Origin of the sequence: Hydrogenophaga sp. ZJX-1 (assembly GCF_048590325.1) — a bacterium.
Taxonomy (GTDB): Bacteria; Pseudomonadota; Gammaproteobacteria; order Burkholderiales; family Burkholderiaceae_C; genus Hydrogenophaga.
In genome coordinates, this window is the sequence record NZ_JBMBRA010000005.1 from 320,047 (window position 1) to 334,639 (window position 14,593).

17 protein-coding genes and 1 riboswitch are annotated in these 14,593 nt (G+C 69.1%); of the genes, 11 read left to right on the forward strand and 6 right to left on the reverse strand.

From position 1 onward, the window contains the following. Positions 1-361: 361 nt before the first annotated feature. Both ACN5W5_RS16525 and infA read left to right on the forward strand, forming a co-directional pair. Positions 362-619 carry a hypothetical protein gene (locus ACN5W5_RS16525; RefSeq protein WP_210828338.1) on the forward strand — a complete coding sequence of 86 codons (258 nt, stop codon included), beginning with the start codon at positions 362-364 and terminating at the stop codon, positions 617-619. 16 nt (positions 620-635) lie between these two features. Then, entirely contained in the window at positions 636-890 is a 255-nt protein-coding gene (gene infA, locus ACN5W5_RS16530) for a translation initiation factor IF-1 (protein ID WP_056265133.1), read from the forward strand. A 41-nt stretch (positions 891-931) separates the two neighbouring features. On the opposite strand, the gene ACN5W5_RS16535 is transcribed toward infA, so the two are convergent. The 6 genes from ACN5W5_RS16535 to ACN5W5_RS16560 all read right to left on the reverse strand — a co-directional run bounded on the left by ACN5W5_RS16535 (position 932) and on the right by ACN5W5_RS16560 (position 6,566). Next, entirely contained in the window at positions 932-1,735 is an 804-nt protein-coding gene (locus tag ACN5W5_RS16535; protein WP_420049580.1) for an SDR family NAD(P)-dependent oxidoreductase, read from the reverse strand. A 166-nt stretch (positions 1,736-1,901) separates the two neighbouring features. Continuing rightward, positions 1,902-3,008 (reverse strand): 3-deoxy-7-phosphoheptulonate synthase, encoded by a 1,107-nt coding sequence (locus tag ACN5W5_RS16540; protein ID WP_420049581.1) that lies wholly within the window; start codon positions 3,006-3,008, stop codon positions 1,902-1,904. A 37-nt stretch (positions 3,009-3,045) separates the two neighbouring features. Next, complete coding sequence (locus ACN5W5_RS16545) at positions 3,046-3,516, reverse strand: C40 family peptidase (RefSeq protein WP_420049582.1); 471 nt, start codon at positions 3,514-3,516, stop codon at positions 3,046-3,048. Positions 3,517-3,572: 56 nt separating this feature from the next. Next, positions 3,573-5,276, reverse strand: a complete 1,704-nt coding sequence (gene leuA / locus ACN5W5_RS16550; protein ID WP_420049583.1) for a 2-isopropylmalate synthase — start codon at positions 5,274-5,276, stop codon at positions 3,573-3,575. Positions 5,277-5,583: 307 nt separating this feature from the next. Then, a complete protein-coding gene (locus ACN5W5_RS16555; RefSeq protein ID WP_420049584.1) occupies positions 5,584-6,216 on the reverse strand; it encodes a PolC-type DNA polymerase III in 633 nt (210 codons plus the stop codon). Then, positions 6,213-6,566 (reverse strand): zinc ribbon domain-containing protein YjdM, encoded by a 354-nt coding sequence (locus ACN5W5_RS16560; RefSeq protein WP_420049585.1) that lies wholly within the window; start codon positions 6,564-6,566, stop codon positions 6,213-6,215. Before ACN5W5_RS16560 ends, ACN5W5_RS16555 begins: the two co-directional genes overlap by 4 nt. Before the next feature lie 192 nt (positions 6,567-6,758). Continuing rightward, positions 6,759-6,859, forward strand: a riboswitch (guanidine-I (ykkC/yxkD leader). 52 nt (positions 6,860-6,911) lie between these two features. Between ACN5W5_RS16560 and ACN5W5_RS16565 the strand changes: the two genes are divergently transcribed. The 9 genes from ACN5W5_RS16565 to ACN5W5_RS16605 all read left to right on the forward strand — a co-directional run bounded on the left by ACN5W5_RS16565 (position 6,912) and on the right by ACN5W5_RS16605 (position 14,564). Next, positions 6,912-7,952, forward strand: coding sequence for an ABC transporter substrate-binding protein (locus ACN5W5_RS16565; protein ID WP_420049586.1), 1,041 nt, complete (start codon positions 6,912-6,914; stop codon positions 7,950-7,952). An 89-nt stretch (positions 7,953-8,041) separates the two neighbouring features. Continuing rightward, positions 8,042-9,055 (forward strand): fatty acid desaturase family protein, encoded by a 1,014-nt coding sequence (locus tag ACN5W5_RS16570; RefSeq protein ID WP_420049587.1) that lies wholly within the window; start codon positions 8,042-8,044, stop codon positions 9,053-9,055. Positions 9,056-9,057: 2 nt separating this feature from the next. Then, complete coding sequence (locus tag ACN5W5_RS16575) at positions 9,058-9,837, forward strand: SDR family NAD(P)-dependent oxidoreductase (protein ID WP_420049588.1); 780 nt, start codon at positions 9,058-9,060, stop codon at positions 9,835-9,837. After that, positions 9,834-10,595: an SDR family NAD(P)-dependent oxidoreductase gene (locus ACN5W5_RS16580; RefSeq protein WP_420049589.1), complete on the forward strand. Its 762-nt coding sequence runs from the start codon at positions 9,834-9,836 to the stop codon at positions 10,593-10,595. The genes ACN5W5_RS16575 and ACN5W5_RS16580 overlap by 4 nt, the downstream gene beginning before the upstream one ends. Then, complete coding sequence (locus ACN5W5_RS16585) at positions 10,592-11,512, forward strand: DMT family transporter (protein ID WP_420049590.1); 921 nt, start codon at positions 10,592-10,594, stop codon at positions 11,510-11,512. Before ACN5W5_RS16580 ends, ACN5W5_RS16585 begins: the two co-directional genes overlap by 4 nt. 1 nt (position 11,513) lies before the next feature. Next, positions 11,514-12,308 carry a creatininase gene (locus tag ACN5W5_RS16590; protein ID WP_420049591.1) on the forward strand — a complete coding sequence of 265 codons (795 nt, stop codon included), beginning with the start codon at positions 11,514-11,516 and terminating at the stop codon, positions 12,306-12,308. Beyond that, positions 12,305-12,976, forward strand: a complete 672-nt coding sequence (locus tag ACN5W5_RS16595) for a cysteine hydrolase family protein (RefSeq protein WP_420049592.1) — start codon at positions 12,305-12,307, stop codon at positions 12,974-12,976. The genes ACN5W5_RS16590 and ACN5W5_RS16595 overlap by 4 nt, the downstream gene beginning before the upstream one ends. Then, complete coding sequence (locus ACN5W5_RS16600) at positions 12,973-13,773, forward strand: hypothetical protein (RefSeq protein WP_420049593.1); 801 nt, start codon at positions 12,973-12,975, stop codon at positions 13,771-13,773. The genes ACN5W5_RS16595 and ACN5W5_RS16600 overlap by 4 nt, the downstream gene beginning before the upstream one ends. After that, the gene (locus ACN5W5_RS16605) at positions 13,770-14,564 is read left to right on the forward strand and encodes an MBL fold metallo-hydrolase (RefSeq protein ID WP_420049594.1); all 795 of its coding nucleotides are present in this window, start codon (positions 13,770-13,772) and stop codon (positions 14,562-14,564) included. Before ACN5W5_RS16600 ends, ACN5W5_RS16605 begins: the two co-directional genes overlap by 4 nt. The last annotated feature ends 29 nt before the right edge of the window (positions 14,565-14,593 follow it).

Consider the following 14,593-nt stretch of genomic DNA (forward strand, 5'->3'; position numbering starts at 1 on the left):
CCGCGTCCGGGTTTGACGACCTTGACGCACCGCCCCCGGCAGAGGGGCCGCCGGTCCAGCCCCTCCATCGCGAGCCGCGCCAGCCCCGCACCCTTTCCAGGTCGGCGCCGTCGCAATCTTTTCCCTGCTGTTGCCGATGCCCCTGCCGTGGCTCGTGCACCGGTTCTGGTCAGGTGTTCCCGACACCGGGCCGGCGCCGGCTGATTCAGTCGGGCACCCCGGCGCTTGGGGCTGCCAATGTGTTTTTCGGGCGTTTTCCTGCTGTGCGGTCCATGAGACCGCGGCGTTCCGCCCTTTGATGTTTTTGATGATTCATACGATTTCCACGACCACAACAACGAAGAGACTGACTCCTCTCACCTTGGGCAAGTACCGCATCGCGGCTTGCCCCCGGCCGCTGCCGTGCGGCCGTTTTGCCGCCCAGGTGTCCATCGCCAGCGGCTCGGGCAGCGCCTGTACCGACCGTGTCATGCGCTTCCACGATGATTTCCCCACTCACGACGCAGCGGCGCATTACGCCGTGGCGCAAGGCATCGACTGGGTGAACGACGCGTTGCGTGCACGCGTGCGCCCGGCCACCGTGGCAGCGACGGTGCCTTCTCCCCAGATTTGTATTTGAAGCAAAGGAGCCTCACATGGCCAAGGAAGAACTGATCGACATGATGGGCATCGTCAACGAGGTGCTGCCCGACACGCGCTTTCGCGTGACGCTGGACAACGGTCACCAGCTGATTGCCTACTCCGCCGGCAAGATGAAGAAGAACCACATCCGCATCCTCGCGGGTGACCGGGTTTCTCTTGAACTCTCGCCTTACGACCTGACCAAGGGCCGTATCAATTTCCGCCACATCGAAGGCCGCGGCCCGATGGTGCCGCGCAAGCCGCGCTGAACTGAGCACACGGGCCGACCGGGCCAAGGCCCGGCCCGGCCTCACATGCCCATGCCGCCGTCCACGGGCAGACCTGCGCCCGTGATGAAGCGCGAGGCGTCGGAGCACAGGAAGACCACCGCGTCGGCCATGTCGCTCACCGTGCCCAGGCGCCCCAGCGGCGTCTGCTCCACGATGGCCATCACGGCGGCATCGGGTGACTCGAACAAGCCGGCGCTCACCACGTCGCTGGCGAGCTGCATGCCCATGTCGGTGGGCACGAGGCCGGGGTAGATGCTGTTCACGCGCACCCCGTAGCCCAGTTTGCCGGCTTCCATGGCGCCCACCCGCGTGAGCCGGTCCACCGCCGATTTGGTGGCCGAATAGCCCGCGATGGCCGGGAACGCGATGGTGGACGCCACCGACGACACGTTGACCACCACGCCGCCCTGTCCGGCCAGGCCACCCGGGCGCATGGCGCGGAATGCCTGCTTCATGCCGATCGCGGTGCCGACGATGTTCACGTCGAGCATGCGGCGCAGCGCGTCGGGATCGATCTCCGTCACCAGCGCGGTGATCTCGATGCCGGCGTTGTTGATCAGGATGTCAAACCCCCCGAATGCCGAGTGCGTGGCACTGATCGCCGCGAGCCAGTGGGCTTCGTCGGTCACATCGAGGTGCACAAACGCGGCCTGCGCGCCTGTGGCGGCCAGGGCCCGTGCGGTCGCCTGGCCCTGCTCTTCGAGCACGTCGCCAATCATCACGGATGCCCCGGCCGCAGCCAGCGCCACGGCCATGCCGGCGCCCAGGCCCCGGGCACCGCCGGTCACCAGGGCCTTGCGGCCGGTCAGATTGAATGGGGACATGAAACCTCCTGAATGCTGTTTGTGGGTGAATGAGACGCCAGCCAAAGCCAGCGACTGGCGCACTCTAGACACCCGGCACAGGAGCGGGATCAAATCCCTGTAAAAGTTGACAGTGTCACGGACCGCGAGCCAGCCAGGACGGCCTGTGCGTCGCGGCGCCGGTGGGTCAGCGGCTGGTTTTCGAGCGCCGTGCCCGCACCGCTTCGGCCAGGCCCTGCAGCACCGGCACGGTCTGCTCGAAACTGATGCAGGCGTCGGTCACGCTCACGCCGTGCTGCAGCGGCTGGCCGGGCACGATGTCCTGGCGGCCTTCGTGCAGGTGGCTTTCGATCATCACACCGGTGATGCGCGCGTCGCCCGCGGCGATCTGCTGCGCCACGTCGGCGGACACGTCGATCTGCCGGCGGTGCTGCTTGCTGCTGTTGGCGTGCGAGACGTCGATCATCACCTGCTCGCGCAGGCCCGCGGCCCTGAGCAGCGCGCAGGCGGCGTCCACGTCGTCGGCGCTGTAGTTGGTCGCCTTGCCACCACGCAGGATGACGTGGCAATCCGCGTTGCCGCGCGTTTCGAAGATCGCGGCCTGGCCCATCTTGGTCATGCCCATGAAGGCGTGTGATGCCTGCGCCGCCTGGATGGCGTCGCTCGCGACCTTGATGCCGCCGTCGGTGCCGTTCTTGAAGCCCACCGGGCACGAGAGGCCGCTGGCGAGCTGACGGTGGCTCTGGCTTTCGGTCGTGCGCGCGCCAATCGCGCCCCAGCTCACGAGATCGCTGATGAACTGCGGGCTCAGCAGGTCGAGGAATTCCGTGCCCACCGGCAGGCCCAGCGCCAGCACGTCCAGCAGCAGCTGGCGCGCCAGTTCCAGGCCTTCGTTGATGGCGAAGCTGCCGTCCAGGTGCGGGTCGTTGATGTAGCCCTTCCAGCCCACGGTGGTGCGCGGCTTTTCGAAGTAGACGCGCATGACGATGAGCAGGTCGCCGTTCAGCGCGTCCACCTGTTCTTTCAGCAAGCGGGCGTATTCCATGGCCTGCCCGTGGTCGTGGATGGAGCACGGCCCGACCACCACGATCAGCCGGTCGTCCTGCCCGTGCAGCACGCGCGAGAGCGCGGCGCGGCTGCTCTCCACCAGCGCCAATGCCCCGGACGGCGTGGGCAGCCATTCCTGCAGCAGGGCGGGTGTGATGAGCGGGCGCACCGCGCCGATGCGCAGGTCGTCGATGCGGGTGGTGTCCTGGGTGGACAGCGGGGTGGTGGTGCGGTGGGCGTGGGTCATAGCCCGGTATTGTCGCGCGGCCACCAAGGGCCGCCCTTCAAGGGCGGCGGAAGGCGGTGCTCTGGCGCGCCCAGTAGCGGTTGTCCAGCCGGTCCAGCCGCACCGTGCCACCGCTGGACGGTGCGTGCACGAACCGGCCTTCGCCGACGTAGATGCCGGCGTGGAACGGCCGACCGGAACCAAAGATCACGAGGTCGCCGGTGCGCAACTCGCGGGTGCTCACCGGCTGGCCGAAGCCCGACAGCTGGGCCACCGTGCGCGGCGGCGCCACGCCGGCGCGGCTCTTGTAGACGTAGCCGATCAGGCCGCTGCAGTCGAAGCCACTTTCGGGCGTGTTGCCGCCCCAGCGGTAGGGTGTGCCCACCAGCCCCAGTGCGTGGATGGCGATGTCGCTCGACTGCTCGGTCGACAGCGACCGGTACACGGGCCCCCGTGCTGGCGGCGAGCTGCCGCAGCCGGCGATCAGCAAGGGGATGGTCAGGGCGAGGATGGGCAGGACACGGCGCATGGGTGCCAAGGGTAACGGATGGGCCGTCGCCGGCCCATCCGCGCAGCCCGACCGGATCAGCCTTCGGCGGTGGCGGCCACCGCCGGCGCCGTCCGGGGCGGCGCCACCAGGCGGTTGGCCACGCTCAGCACGGCACGCACCGAGGCGGTGACGATGTTGTTGTCCAGGCCCACGCCGAAGGTCGCGCCGGGCGTGCCGGCGAGCCCGGCCTCCACGATGGCCAGGGCCTGCGCTTGGGCGCCCGCACCGGTGGCCCGCTCTTCGTAGCCGTGCACCTCCAGCGGCAGGCCCAGCGCATCCACGGTGGCCGCGATCGGGCCGTTGCCCTGTCCTTGCAGCGTCTGCCGCACACCTTCGATCGTGACGTCCAGCTCGATGCCCTGGCCGTCTTCCGACAGGCGGTGCGCGTGGCAGGTGATGGCCTGCGCCACCGCGGACAACGTGGTGCCCGGGTCGAGGTAGGTGGTCTGGAACAGCGCCCACAGCGCCGGGCCGCTCATCTCGGTTTCGCTGGCGTCGGTGTGGCGTTGCACGGCGGCGCTGAACTCCACCTGCATGCGCCGTGGCATCACCACGCCGCGCTCGCGCTCCAGCAGGAAAGCGATGCCGCCCTTGCCCGACTGGCTGTTGACGCGGATCACGCTGTCGTAGGTGCGGCCCAGGTCGGCCGGGTCGATGGGCAGGTAGGGGATCTGCCACAGGCCCTCGGGATCGTGCGCCGCGAAACCCTTCTTGATCGCGTCCTGGTGCGAGCCGGAAAACGACGTGAACACGAGGTCGCCCGCGTAGGGATGGCGCGGGTGGATGGGCAGGCCCGTGCAGGCCTCTGCCACGCGCGCCACGCCGTCGATGTCGGAGAAGTCCAGACCCGGGTGGATGCCCTGGGTGTAGAGGTTGAGCGCGACCGTGACGAGGTCGAGGTTGCCGCAGCGCTCGCCGTTGCCGAACAGGCAGCCTTCCACGCGCTGCGCCCCGGCCAGCATCGCCAGCTCGGCCGCGGCCACGCCGGTGCCGCGGTCGTTGTGCGGGTGCACCGAGAGCACGATGTGCTCGCGCGGGCTCAGGCGGCGGTGCATCCACTCGATCTGGTCGGCGAACACGTTGGGCGTGGCGTTTTCCACCGTGCTGGGCAGGTTGATGATCACCTCGCGCCCGGGGCCCGCGCCCCAGGCCGCGATGGCCGTCTGGCAGGCCTTGAGCGACAGCTCCAGCTCGGTGGCGCTGAAGGTCTCGGGCGAATACTGCAGGGTCCAGCGCGTCTCGGGCCGGGCGTCGGTCAGGCGTTTCAGGAGTGACACGTGGTCCTGCACGAAGGCCATCACCTGCGTCACGTTCATGCCGGACACCACGCGGCGCCAGACCCGGGCGGTGGCGTTGTAGAGGTGCACGATGGCGCGCGGCGCGCCCCGCACGGCGTCCACCGTGCGCTCGATGAGGTCGGCGCGCGCCTGCGTCATCACCATCAGCGTCACGTCGTCGGGCACCAGGCCTTCGTCGATGAGGCGGCGCACGAAATCGTGGTCGGTCTGCGAGGCGGCCGGAAAGCCCACCTCGATCTCCTTGAAGCCGATGCGCACCAGCGCCTGAAAGAGCTGCAGCTTGCGCTCGACGTTCATGGGCTCGAACAGCGCCTGGTTGCCGTCGCGCAGGTCGGTGGACAGCCAGACGGGGGCGTGGGTGAGGGACTGGGACGGCCAGGTGCGGTCGTGCAACTCGACGGGGGGAAAGGCCTGGTACTTGCGGGCGGGCTGGGCAATCATGAACGGCTCCACGAATCGGGGGATCTGAAAAAACAAAGGCGACATCCCCTGCAGCCCTCCATGTGATGGAGGCTGGTTCGTGGGCCGGGGTCAGGGGGAAGTCGGGTGTTGCGCTTCAGGCAACGAGAAAGGCGAACGCAGGCAGACCCCGGCCGAGCACTAGGCTTAGCGATAGGGTGGACAAGGGTGTGCGGCGTTGCATGCTGCAAATCGTAGCACGGGCTTTCGGGTTCGGGCCCGCTGGCGGATGGGCGGCGCGGTTCGCGCCCTGCCCTCGCCGGGCGTTCGTTGCCCGACGCGAGGGCCGTCAGCGGGCGCTCAAAACACCCTGTGGCACGGCGTGACGGGCCAGCAGCTTGGTCACGGCCGCCTTGGTGCAGCGCTGCAGGCCCATCAGGTACGCGTGGTCCGGCTCGGCCACACCGTGGCGTGTGCGCAGGTCGTGCTGGATGCGTTGCAGCAGCTCGGCCGCCATCTCGGCGTCGGCCAGCGCGCGGTGGGCGCGGCCGGTCCGGGGTAGCTGGAACCAGTCCACCAGGCTGCCCAGTTTGTGGCTCGGCGCCTCGGGGTAGAGCCGGCGCGAGAGCAGCACGGTGCAGGCAAAAGGCTGCGGTGCCGGCACACCGGCGCGCGCGAGTTCGGCGATCCAGTAGCGGCGGTCGAACGACGCGTTGTGCGCCACCATTGGCAGCTCGCCGACGAAGCGCGCGGCGTCCGCCATCACAGCCTCGGCCGGCGGCGCATCGGCCACCATGGCGTTGGTGATGCCGGTCAGCTGCGTGATGAAGGCCGGGATGTGCACGCCCGCGTTCATCAGGCTCTGGAAGCGGTCCACCACCTGGCCGCGCTCCAGCAGCACGATGGCCACCTCGGTGGCGCGGTCTCCCTGGCCGGGCGAGATGCCGGTGGTTTCGAAGTCGATGACAGCGATGCGGCTCATGCCTTCTTCAGGAACTCCGACTTCAGCAGCATCGGCCCCAGCTCGGTCTTGCAGTCCACGTTGTGGCCGTCGTTGCCGTCCACCAGACGGATGCCCTTGATCTTGCTGCCCTTCTTGAGCACCGTGGACGAGCCCTTGACCTTCAGGTCCTTGACCAGGATCACCGAGTCGCCGTCGACCAGCGGGTTGCCGTTGGCGTCTTTCACGGTGCCGTCGCCGGCGGCTTCGTCTTCGGCGCCCGCGGCCGTCTGCGGCCACTCGAAGGCACAGTCCGGGCAGACGAAGTGGTCGCCGTCGGGGTAGGTGTTTTCAAGGCCGCATTGCGGGCAGGCGGGGATGGTGTGGGGCATGGTCAGCGAGGGGGTGCGGTGGTGCTGGGGATTCTAGGCCCCGTTTCACGCACCAATTTCAGCGCCGAGGTGGGCGGGCGGGGTGCGCTGTGCCGCTATTTGGTGCAAAAACGGGGCGGCGGAGCTGGCACGATACATGCATGGGGGAGTATCAGCATGGAGAGCGGTCTGCACACAGGGGCAGCGGCTCGTGCGTAGGTCCACTAGGGTTCCGTCCGCTTCACCGCGGGGTCTGGTCCGAGAGTGGACCGGCCTCATCGCAGGCTCCACGGAGGGATAAAAGCCCGGGAGAACGACGTCTGATCGGTTCTCCTGCGCCCATCCCTCATCAAATGGAGCTTCATCATGAAACTGGCTGGTCTCTTCTCCTCTCCCGCAGGTTCCACCACGTCCTCTTCCGTGCTCGGCAAGCTGTTCAAGCCTGCTCTGGGTGCCGCGCTCTCGCTGGCCACCGCCGCGGCGATGGCCGCGCCCGTCAACATGAAACTGGCCACCGTGGTCTGGATCGGCTACGGACCCTTCTACGTGGCCGAATCGCTGGACCTGTTCAAGAAGCACAACCTCAAGGTCTCGTTGCAGGTCTTCAACGACCCGGCGCTGATCCCCGCGGCCATCGCCTCGGGCGCGGTCGACGGCGGCATGCTGACCTACGACCAGGTGGTCGGCCAGGTGGCGGCGGGCCGCGCCATGAAGGTGGTGATGCCCATCGACTACTCCAACGGCGGCGACGCCATCGTGGCCGACAGCAGCATCGCCAAGGTGGCGGATTTCAAGGGCAAGAAGATCGGCTACAACCCGCTTTCGCCCTCGGACTTCCTGCTCTCCTATGCCCTCAAGACGGTGAGCCTGAGCGAGAAGGACATCAGCCCCGTGAGCATGACGCCCGAAGCGGTGCCCGCGGCCATGGCCTCGGGCGCGTTGCCCGTCGGCGTGACCTACGAACCCAGCCTGTCGCAGATCCTGGGCCAGGGCGGCGGCAAGAAATTCAAGGTGATCTTCTCCTCCAAGGACGCGCCCGGTCTGATCGCTGACGTGCTGGTGTTCGACGACAAGGTCATCAAGGCCAAGCCGACCGAGATCACCGGCGTCATGAAGGCCTACCTCGACGGCATGGCCTACATGAAAGCCAAGCCCGATGAGGCCGCCAAGATCATCGGCAAGTTCATGGGCGTCTCGGCCAAGGAAGCCAAGGAACAGATGAGTGGTGTCTACAACATCCCGCTGGCCGAAATGCCCAAGGCCTTCCTGCCCGCCAAGGAAACCACCTCCTACTACGCCAGCGGTGAAATCATCGGCCAGCTGCTCAAGGCCAAGGGCCAGATCACCACGATCCCGGCCACCGAAGCCACCTTCGACGCTTCGCTCGTCAAGGCGCTGGCCAAGTAAATCCCGCTCAGAGTTCTCCGCCGCCCGTGCCGCTGGCACGGGTGTGCGGAGCGCTGGCCACCCCGCGTTTTCCGCATGGAGTTCCTGCCATGAAACAAGCCCTTTTCCGTCACGCCGATGGCGTCTGGCCCAACACCGCAGCGCTGGCCTTCACCGTGCTCGGCTGGCCGCTCGGCATCGCCCTGCTGGGCCAGAGCCACTGGGCGCTCAACGCGCTGGGCGTGCTGCTGGTCGCGCTCACGCTCACCTGGTCGGCCTACTTCATTCACGAGTTCGCGCACCACGCCATCTTCCGCACGCCGCAGGCCAACGAGCGCTGGGGTCGGTTCATGAGCTGGATCAACGGCAGCGCCTACGCCAGCTTCGCCGACCTGCGCCGCAAGCACATGCGCCACCACGTCGAACGCGCCGACGTCATCACCTTCGACCTGCAGGGTTTCCTGCGCGCCCACCCGCTGGTGCGGCGGATGGTGCTGGCGCTCGAATGGCTGCACATCCCCGCGGTGGAGTTCGTCATGCGCGGCTTCGTGATCGCGCTGCCCTTCCTGGGCGAGCGCAAGAAAGCCGCGCGTGGCCGCGTGATCGGTGTCGCCATCGTCCGGATCACGGCTTGGGCGCTGCTGGCCTGGTGGTCGCTCAAGGCGCTGGCACTCTACGCGCTGGCCTACCTGCTGTTCGTGCACCTGCTGCGTTTTGCCGACTGCTTCCAGCACACTTACGACGCCTACCCCATCCTCGACGACAAGCCCATCCCGCAGGACAAGCTGCGCGACCGCGCCTACGAGCAGGCCAACACCTACAGCGACGTGGTGGGCCTGGACGCTCCATTGCTCAACCTGGTCTGGCTCAACTTCGGGTTCCACAACGCCCACCACGAGCGCCCGGTCGCGCCCTGGTACCAGCTGCCGCGCCTGCACCGCGAGCTGTACCCCGAGGGCAATGCCCAGGTGGTCACGGTGGGCGAGCTGCTGCGCGCCTACCACCGCCACCGCGTGACCCGCGTGCTCGCCAGCGATTACGGCGCGGTGCTGCCGCCCGGGGCGCCGCACCGCGCGGATGGGTTCATCGGTGCGGTGGGGGTGTCCTTTTTGACGGCGGTGTGACCGTGAACCACGACCTGCAAGGCAAGACCGTGCTGATCACCGGCGCGGCCGGCGGCATCGGCAGCGCGCTGTCGCGCGCCTTTCTCGCACAGGGCGCGCGCCTGATGCTGCTGGACCGCGCGGCCGCGCCGCTGGACGCGCTGGTGGAATCGCTGCACAGCAGCCAGGTGCACAGCGCGGTGTGCGATCTCGGTAGCGACGCCGAGGTGGCGACCGTGGCGGCCCAGGTGCGGGAGCGCTGGGGCCGGCTCGACGTGCTGGTGAACAACGCCGGCACCGAGTACCCGACACCATTGGCCGACAGCGAAGCGGGTTTCATGGCGCGCTGGACCGGCCTGCTCGACAACAACGTGAGCAGCATGGTCCGGCTCACCCAGGCGCTGCTGCCCCTGCTGCCGCGCGGCGCGAGCGTGATCAACCAGTCGTCCATCTGGGGCCGCATCGGCGTGGCCGGCTTCTCGGCCTACAGCGCGAGCAAACACGCGGTCGTGGGCCTCACGCGCTCGCTCGCGCTGGAGCTGGGCCCGCGCGGCATCCGTGTCAACGCGGTCTGCCCCGGCTGGGTGCGCACCGAGGCGGCGATGCGTTCACTGACCGCGATGGCCACCGAGAGCGGTCGCAGCGAGGCCGAGGTGGAGCGCGAGATCCTGTCGCGCCAGGCCGTGCCGAAGATGCTCACGCCCGACGAACTCGCGGGCGTGTTCCTCTTCCTCGCCAGCGAAGGTGCCGCGCCGCTCACCGGCCAGTGCCTGGTGGCCAGCCACGGTGAGGTGATGGCATGAGCTTCTCAGTGTCGTTGCAGGGCCAGACCGCGCTGATCACTGGCGCCGCCACCGGCATCGGCCGCGCCACCGCGCTGCTGCTCGCGCAGGCCGGTGCGCGCGTGGTGGTCAACCACCTGGGGCAAGACGCCGAAGCGGCCTCGCTCGTGCAAGCCATCGAGGCAGCCGGCGGCCAGGCCATGGCCCTCAGCGCCGACGTGAGCGACGCCAGCGCGGTGCAGCGCCTGGTGGACGAGGCCATCGCCGCCTGCGGCGCCCTGCATATCCTGGTGAACAACGCCGGCATCATCCAGGAGAAGGCCTTCCTCGACACCACCGAAGCCGACTGGGACCGCATGCTCGGCAGCGACCTCAAGTCGGTTTTCCTGATGTGCCGCGCGGTGCTGCCCGGCATGGTGGCGCGCGGCAGCGGCGCCATCGTCAACATCGCGTCCGACCTCGGCATCCTCGGGCGCGAGCGCTACGCGCCCTACTGCACCGCCAAGGCCGGCGTGATCGGGCTTACGCGCTCGCTGGCGCGCGAGTTCGCGCCGCACCAGATCCGCGTCAACGCCATCGCGCCCGGCCCGGTGGCCACCGCCATGGTGTCGCTCGAACACATGAGCGCCGAGTGGGTGGAAAAAGAACTCGCCATCCCGCAGCACCGCCTCGGTGCGCCGGAAGAGATCGCCGCCACGGCGCTGTTCCTCGCCTCCGACCTCTCGCGTTTCTACTGTGGCCAGGTGCTCGGTCCCAACGGCGGATCGGTCATGCCATGAGGATGGAACACCCCTCCGACCGCGTCGCTACCGGCGTGCTGCTGTTCTCCGCCTCGCTCTGGGGCCTGTCGTGGATGCCGCTCAAGTGGTTCATCGCGCAGGGACTGAGCGGACCGGTGGTTTCGCTGCTGTCCTATGGACTGGTGGGCCTGTGCGCGCTGCCCTTCATCTGGCGCGACCGCACGGCCTGGCGCGGGCAGTGGGGCTACGTGCTCGCGCTGGCGCTGGTGGGTGGCTGGGCCAACACCTCGTTCGTCAACGCGCTGATGATGGGCGACGTGGTGCGGGTGATGTTCCTGTTCTACCTCTCGCCCGTGTGGTCGGTGCTGGGCGGCTGGCTGTTCCTGAAAGAACGCATTCCGCCCCTGCGCTGGGCCGCGGTGGTGGCCGCCATCGTGGGCCTGTGGATGGTGCTCGGCGGGCCGGGGGCGCTGAAGCTGTCGCTCGGCTTCGTGGACTTTCTCGCGCTCTCGGCCGGCTTCGCCTTCGCGGCCAACAACATCCTTGCGCGCGCCGCGCAGGCCGTGCCCATGCGCACCAAGACGCTGTCCGTGTTCGTCGGTTGCGGTGTGATTTCGCTCGCCGCCACCAGCGCGCTGGGCCACAGCGCGCCGGCCATGGGCTTGGGCGTGTGGCTCGGCATCCTGGGCTACGGCTTTGGCTGGCTGCTGCTGGCCACCGCCACCTGGCAGTTCGGCGTGACGCACCTGGAGAGCAGCCGCGCCGGCGTGATCCTGCTGGCCGAACTGGTGGTGGCCGTGCTCACCGCACTGTGGTTCGGCGGCGAAAGCCTCACGCCCATGGGCTGGGCCGGTGGTGTGCTTATTGCAACCGCGGCCCTGGTGGAAGCGCTGGGCAGCAGCGGCGAGTCCCCCGCACCCGGCAACGACCCAAACCATGCAACAACTGGAGTCTGAGATGACAAGCCCCAACACCGTGTGGATGAACCAGCTCTCGTGGCTGGACTACCAGGCCCGTGTGCAACGCGAGCACCCGCCCGTGTTGCTGCCCGTGGGCGCGCTCGAACAGCACGGCCCGCACCTGCCGCTGGGCACCGACGGTCTGCTCGCCAGCGCCGTCGCCGCCGACACCGCGGCGCGCGTGGGCGGGCTGGTCGCGCCCACGCTGAGCTACGGCTACAAGTCGCAGCCCAAGTGCGGCGGCGGGCAGCATTTCTGCGGCACCACCAGCGTGGACGCCGCCACGCTGATCGGTCAGGTGCGCGACGCGGTGCGCGAGTTCGCGCGTCACGGCCTGACGAAACTCGTGATCGTGAACGGCCACTACGAGAACCAGTGGTTCCTGATCGAGGGCATCGACCTCGGCCTGCGCGACGCCAGGGCCGCCGACCCGGCCTGCGCGCTGCAGGTGATGCGGCTGGAGTACTGGGACTTCATGACGCCCGAGACCCTGGGCGACGTGTTTCCCGAGGGCTTCCCCGGCTTCGCGCTGGAGCACGCCGCGGTGCTGGAGACGTCCATGATGCTGCACCACCACCCCAGCCTGGTGCGCATGGATCTGCTGCCCGACGACGGCCCGGCCGACTTCCCGCCCTACGACATGTACCCGCCGCGCACCGACTGGGTGCCGCCCTCGGGCGTGCTGTCTTCGGCCAAGGGCTCGGACGCCGCCAAGGGCCGGCTGCTGGCCGACGAGGTGGCGCGCCGCATGGCCGAAGCCATCACCACCGGATTCACCCGCCCCGCGCCATGAACGCCCTGACCACCTTCGAACCTGCCACCACCGCGCTGCTCGTCATTGACATGCAGCGCGACTTCTGCAGCCCCGGTGGCTACGCGCACCAGGCCGGCATCGACATCACGCCCATGCAGGCCGTGGTGCCGCAGGTGCAGCGCCTGCTGGCCGCCGCGCGCGCAGCGGGCCTGCTGGTGGTGCACACACGCGAAGGGCATCTGCCCGACCTCTCGGACTGCCCGCCCGCCAAGCTGGCGCGCAGCGTGGCGGCCGGCGCACCCATCGGCAGCCACGGCCCGCTGGGCCGCCTGCTGGTGCGCGGTGAACAGGGCCACGACTTCGTGTCCGCGCTGCGCCCGCTGGTCAGCGAGCATGTGATCGACAAACCGGGCTACGGTGCCTTCCACCAGACCACGCTGGGCCCACTGCTGGCCGCCTTCGGTATCGGCCAGATCATCCTCTGCGGTGTGACCACCGAAGTCTGCGTGCACTCCACGCTGCGCGAAGCGGTGGACCGCGGCTACACCTGCACCACCGTGGGCGACGCCACCGCCGCCAGTCAGCCCGAGCTGCAGGCGCCCGCGCTGGCCATGATCGGCGTCGAAGGCGGCATCTTCGGGTCGGTGCTGGACACCGATGCCTGCGTGCGGGCGCTGCAAGCGCAGCCCGTGAAAGCCTCCGCATGAACACACCCGTTCACCCCGTCGTACCCGCTGCGTACCACGGCGTGTGGGCGCGCACCCTGCTCGAAACGCCCCAGGGCCGCGACACCACCACCTGGGTGCGCTGGCTGCAGACCGGCCTGTGGCACGGTGATTTGCGCGTGCCGCCCGACGCACCGCGCGACACGCCCGAAGGCCGCGCCCAGGCTCAAGGCTTCGCCGGCACCACCGCCATCACCCGGCCCGACCCGGCCTTGCCCGAGGTCTGCACCTGGCGGCGCACCATCGACTTCCAGCCCCCGCGCAGCACACCCGACGCCGGCCACATGGTGTTCGAGACCCCGGCGCGCGTGATCGAGACCGGCATCCACGGTCGCTACCTCGAGGTGTGGGAACGCCTGCCCGGCTCGACAGGCCGGCGCATCGCGCTCGCGCGGCTCGACGCAGAAGGCCAGCCCACCGCCGAGCGCCTGCTGGTGGCCGGCGTGTACTGCATGCACCTGCGCCCGCGCGCGGCCGCCTGGCCGGCCGATCTGGTGCCCGATGAACCCCTGGGCGATCTGATCCGGCGCCACCCGTCGCAGGCCGGCGCCCTGCTTGATTTCGAAATCGCGTTCGGCACGCAGGAGCACGGCGTGTGGACGCTGGAGCGCGCGACCCAGCCCGCGCTGGAAGGTCAGGCCCTGCCTTGCGCGCTGCACCGGGTGGACGCCGCGCGCGCCCGGGTGGAACGCGGCCCGCTGGCGGGCGGGTGGCAGGTTCTGGAATGGGTCGACGACACGCGGAACGAGGCCATCGCCGAAATGCACGAACGCCCATGACCACCCCACTCAAGCCCATCGACGGCGACTGGTTCCAGTTCCGCAGCCTTGGCGAGGGCATCACCCTCATCACCGAGCCGCACGTCATCCCCTTTCTCCGCTGCAACATCTGGCACATCCGCGGGCGCGGGCTCGACCTCATGGTCGACACCGGTCTCGGCGTCAGCAGCCTGCACGCCGCCTCGCGCCACCTGTTCGGACAGCGCATCGCCGCGCTCGCCACGCACGTGCATCTGGACCACGTGGGCGGCCACCACGAATTCGCCGAATGCTGGTGCCACCGGCTCGAAGCCGATGCGCTCGCCCACGCCGACCCCGACGGCACACTGGCCGACTTCGACCTCAACGAGGTGAACATCACCGTGCCCGGCTATCAAACCGGCGGCCCCGCCCTCACCGCCCTGCCCACGCCCGACTACGACCTCTCGGCCTGGGAAATCAAACAGGCCACCGTCACGCGCCGGTTGGACGAAGGCGACGTCATCGACCTGGGCAACCGCCACTTCGAGGTGCTGCACCTGCCCGGCCACTCGCCCGGCAGCATCGGCCTGTGGGAAGCCAGGAGCGGCACGCTGTTTTCAGGCGACGCCATCTACGACGGCCCGCTCATCGACAACCTGCACCACTCCGACCGCGCGGCCTACGCACGCACCATGGAACGCCTGCTGGAACTGCCCGTGAGCGTGGTGCACGCGGGGCACGACCCGAGCTTCGGGCGGGCGCGGCTGCGCGAGCTGGTGCGGGCGTACCTGGGCCGACTGGAAGGCCTCGACGGGACCGCAGGCGGGTAGCCCGGCCACCGGACCCGGCGTCGGCAACC

Coding starts and splice junctions, on each gene's coding strand:
- infA (WP_056265133.1), top strand. CDS start 636: ATGGCCAAGGAAGAACTGATCGACATGATGGGCATCGTCAACGAGGTG.
- ACN5W5_RS16535 (WP_420049580.1), bottom strand. CDS start 1,735: ATGTCCCCATTCAATCTGACCGGCCGCAAGGCCCTGGTGACCGGCGGT.
- ACN5W5_RS16540 (WP_420049581.1), bottom strand. CDS start 3,008: ATGACCCACGCCCACCGCACCACCACCCCGCTGTCCACCCAGGACACC.
- ACN5W5_RS16545 (WP_420049582.1), bottom strand. CDS start 3,516: ATGCGCCGTGTCCTGCCCATCCTCGCCCTGACCATCCCCTTGCTGATC.
- leuA (WP_420049583.1), bottom strand. CDS start 5,276: ATGATTGCCCAGCCCGCCCGCAAGTACCAGGCCTTTCCCCCCGTCGAG.
- ACN5W5_RS16555 (WP_420049584.1), bottom strand. CDS start 6,216: ATGAGCCGCATCGCTGTCATCGACTTCGAAACCACCGGCATCTCGCCC.
- ACN5W5_RS16560 (WP_420049585.1), bottom strand. CDS start 6,566: ATGCCCCACACCATCCCCGCCTGCCCGCAATGCGGCCTTGAAAACACC.
- ACN5W5_RS16565 (WP_420049586.1), top strand. CDS start 6,912: ATGAAACTGGCTGGTCTCTTCTCCTCTCCCGCAGGTTCCACCACGTCC.
- ACN5W5_RS16570 (WP_420049587.1), top strand. CDS start 8,042: ATGAAACAAGCCCTTTTCCGTCACGCCGATGGCGTCTGGCCCAACACC.
- ACN5W5_RS16580 (WP_420049589.1), top strand. CDS start 9,834: ATGAGCTTCTCAGTGTCGTTGCAGGGCCAGACCGCGCTGATCACTGGC.
- ACN5W5_RS16585 (WP_420049590.1), top strand. CDS start 10,592: ATGAGGATGGAACACCCCTCCGACCGCGTCGCTACCGGCGTGCTGCTG.
- ACN5W5_RS16590 (WP_420049591.1), top strand. CDS start 11,514: ATGACAAGCCCCAACACCGTGTGGATGAACCAGCTCTCGTGGCTGGAC.
- ACN5W5_RS16595 (WP_420049592.1), top strand. CDS start 12,305: ATGAACGCCCTGACCACCTTCGAACCTGCCACCACCGCGCTGCTCGTC.
- ACN5W5_RS16600 (WP_420049593.1), top strand. CDS start 12,973: ATGAACACACCCGTTCACCCCGTCGTACCCGCTGCGTACCACGGCGTG.
- ACN5W5_RS16605 (WP_420049594.1), top strand. CDS start 13,770: ATGACCACCCCACTCAAGCCCATCGACGGCGACTGGTTCCAGTTCCGC.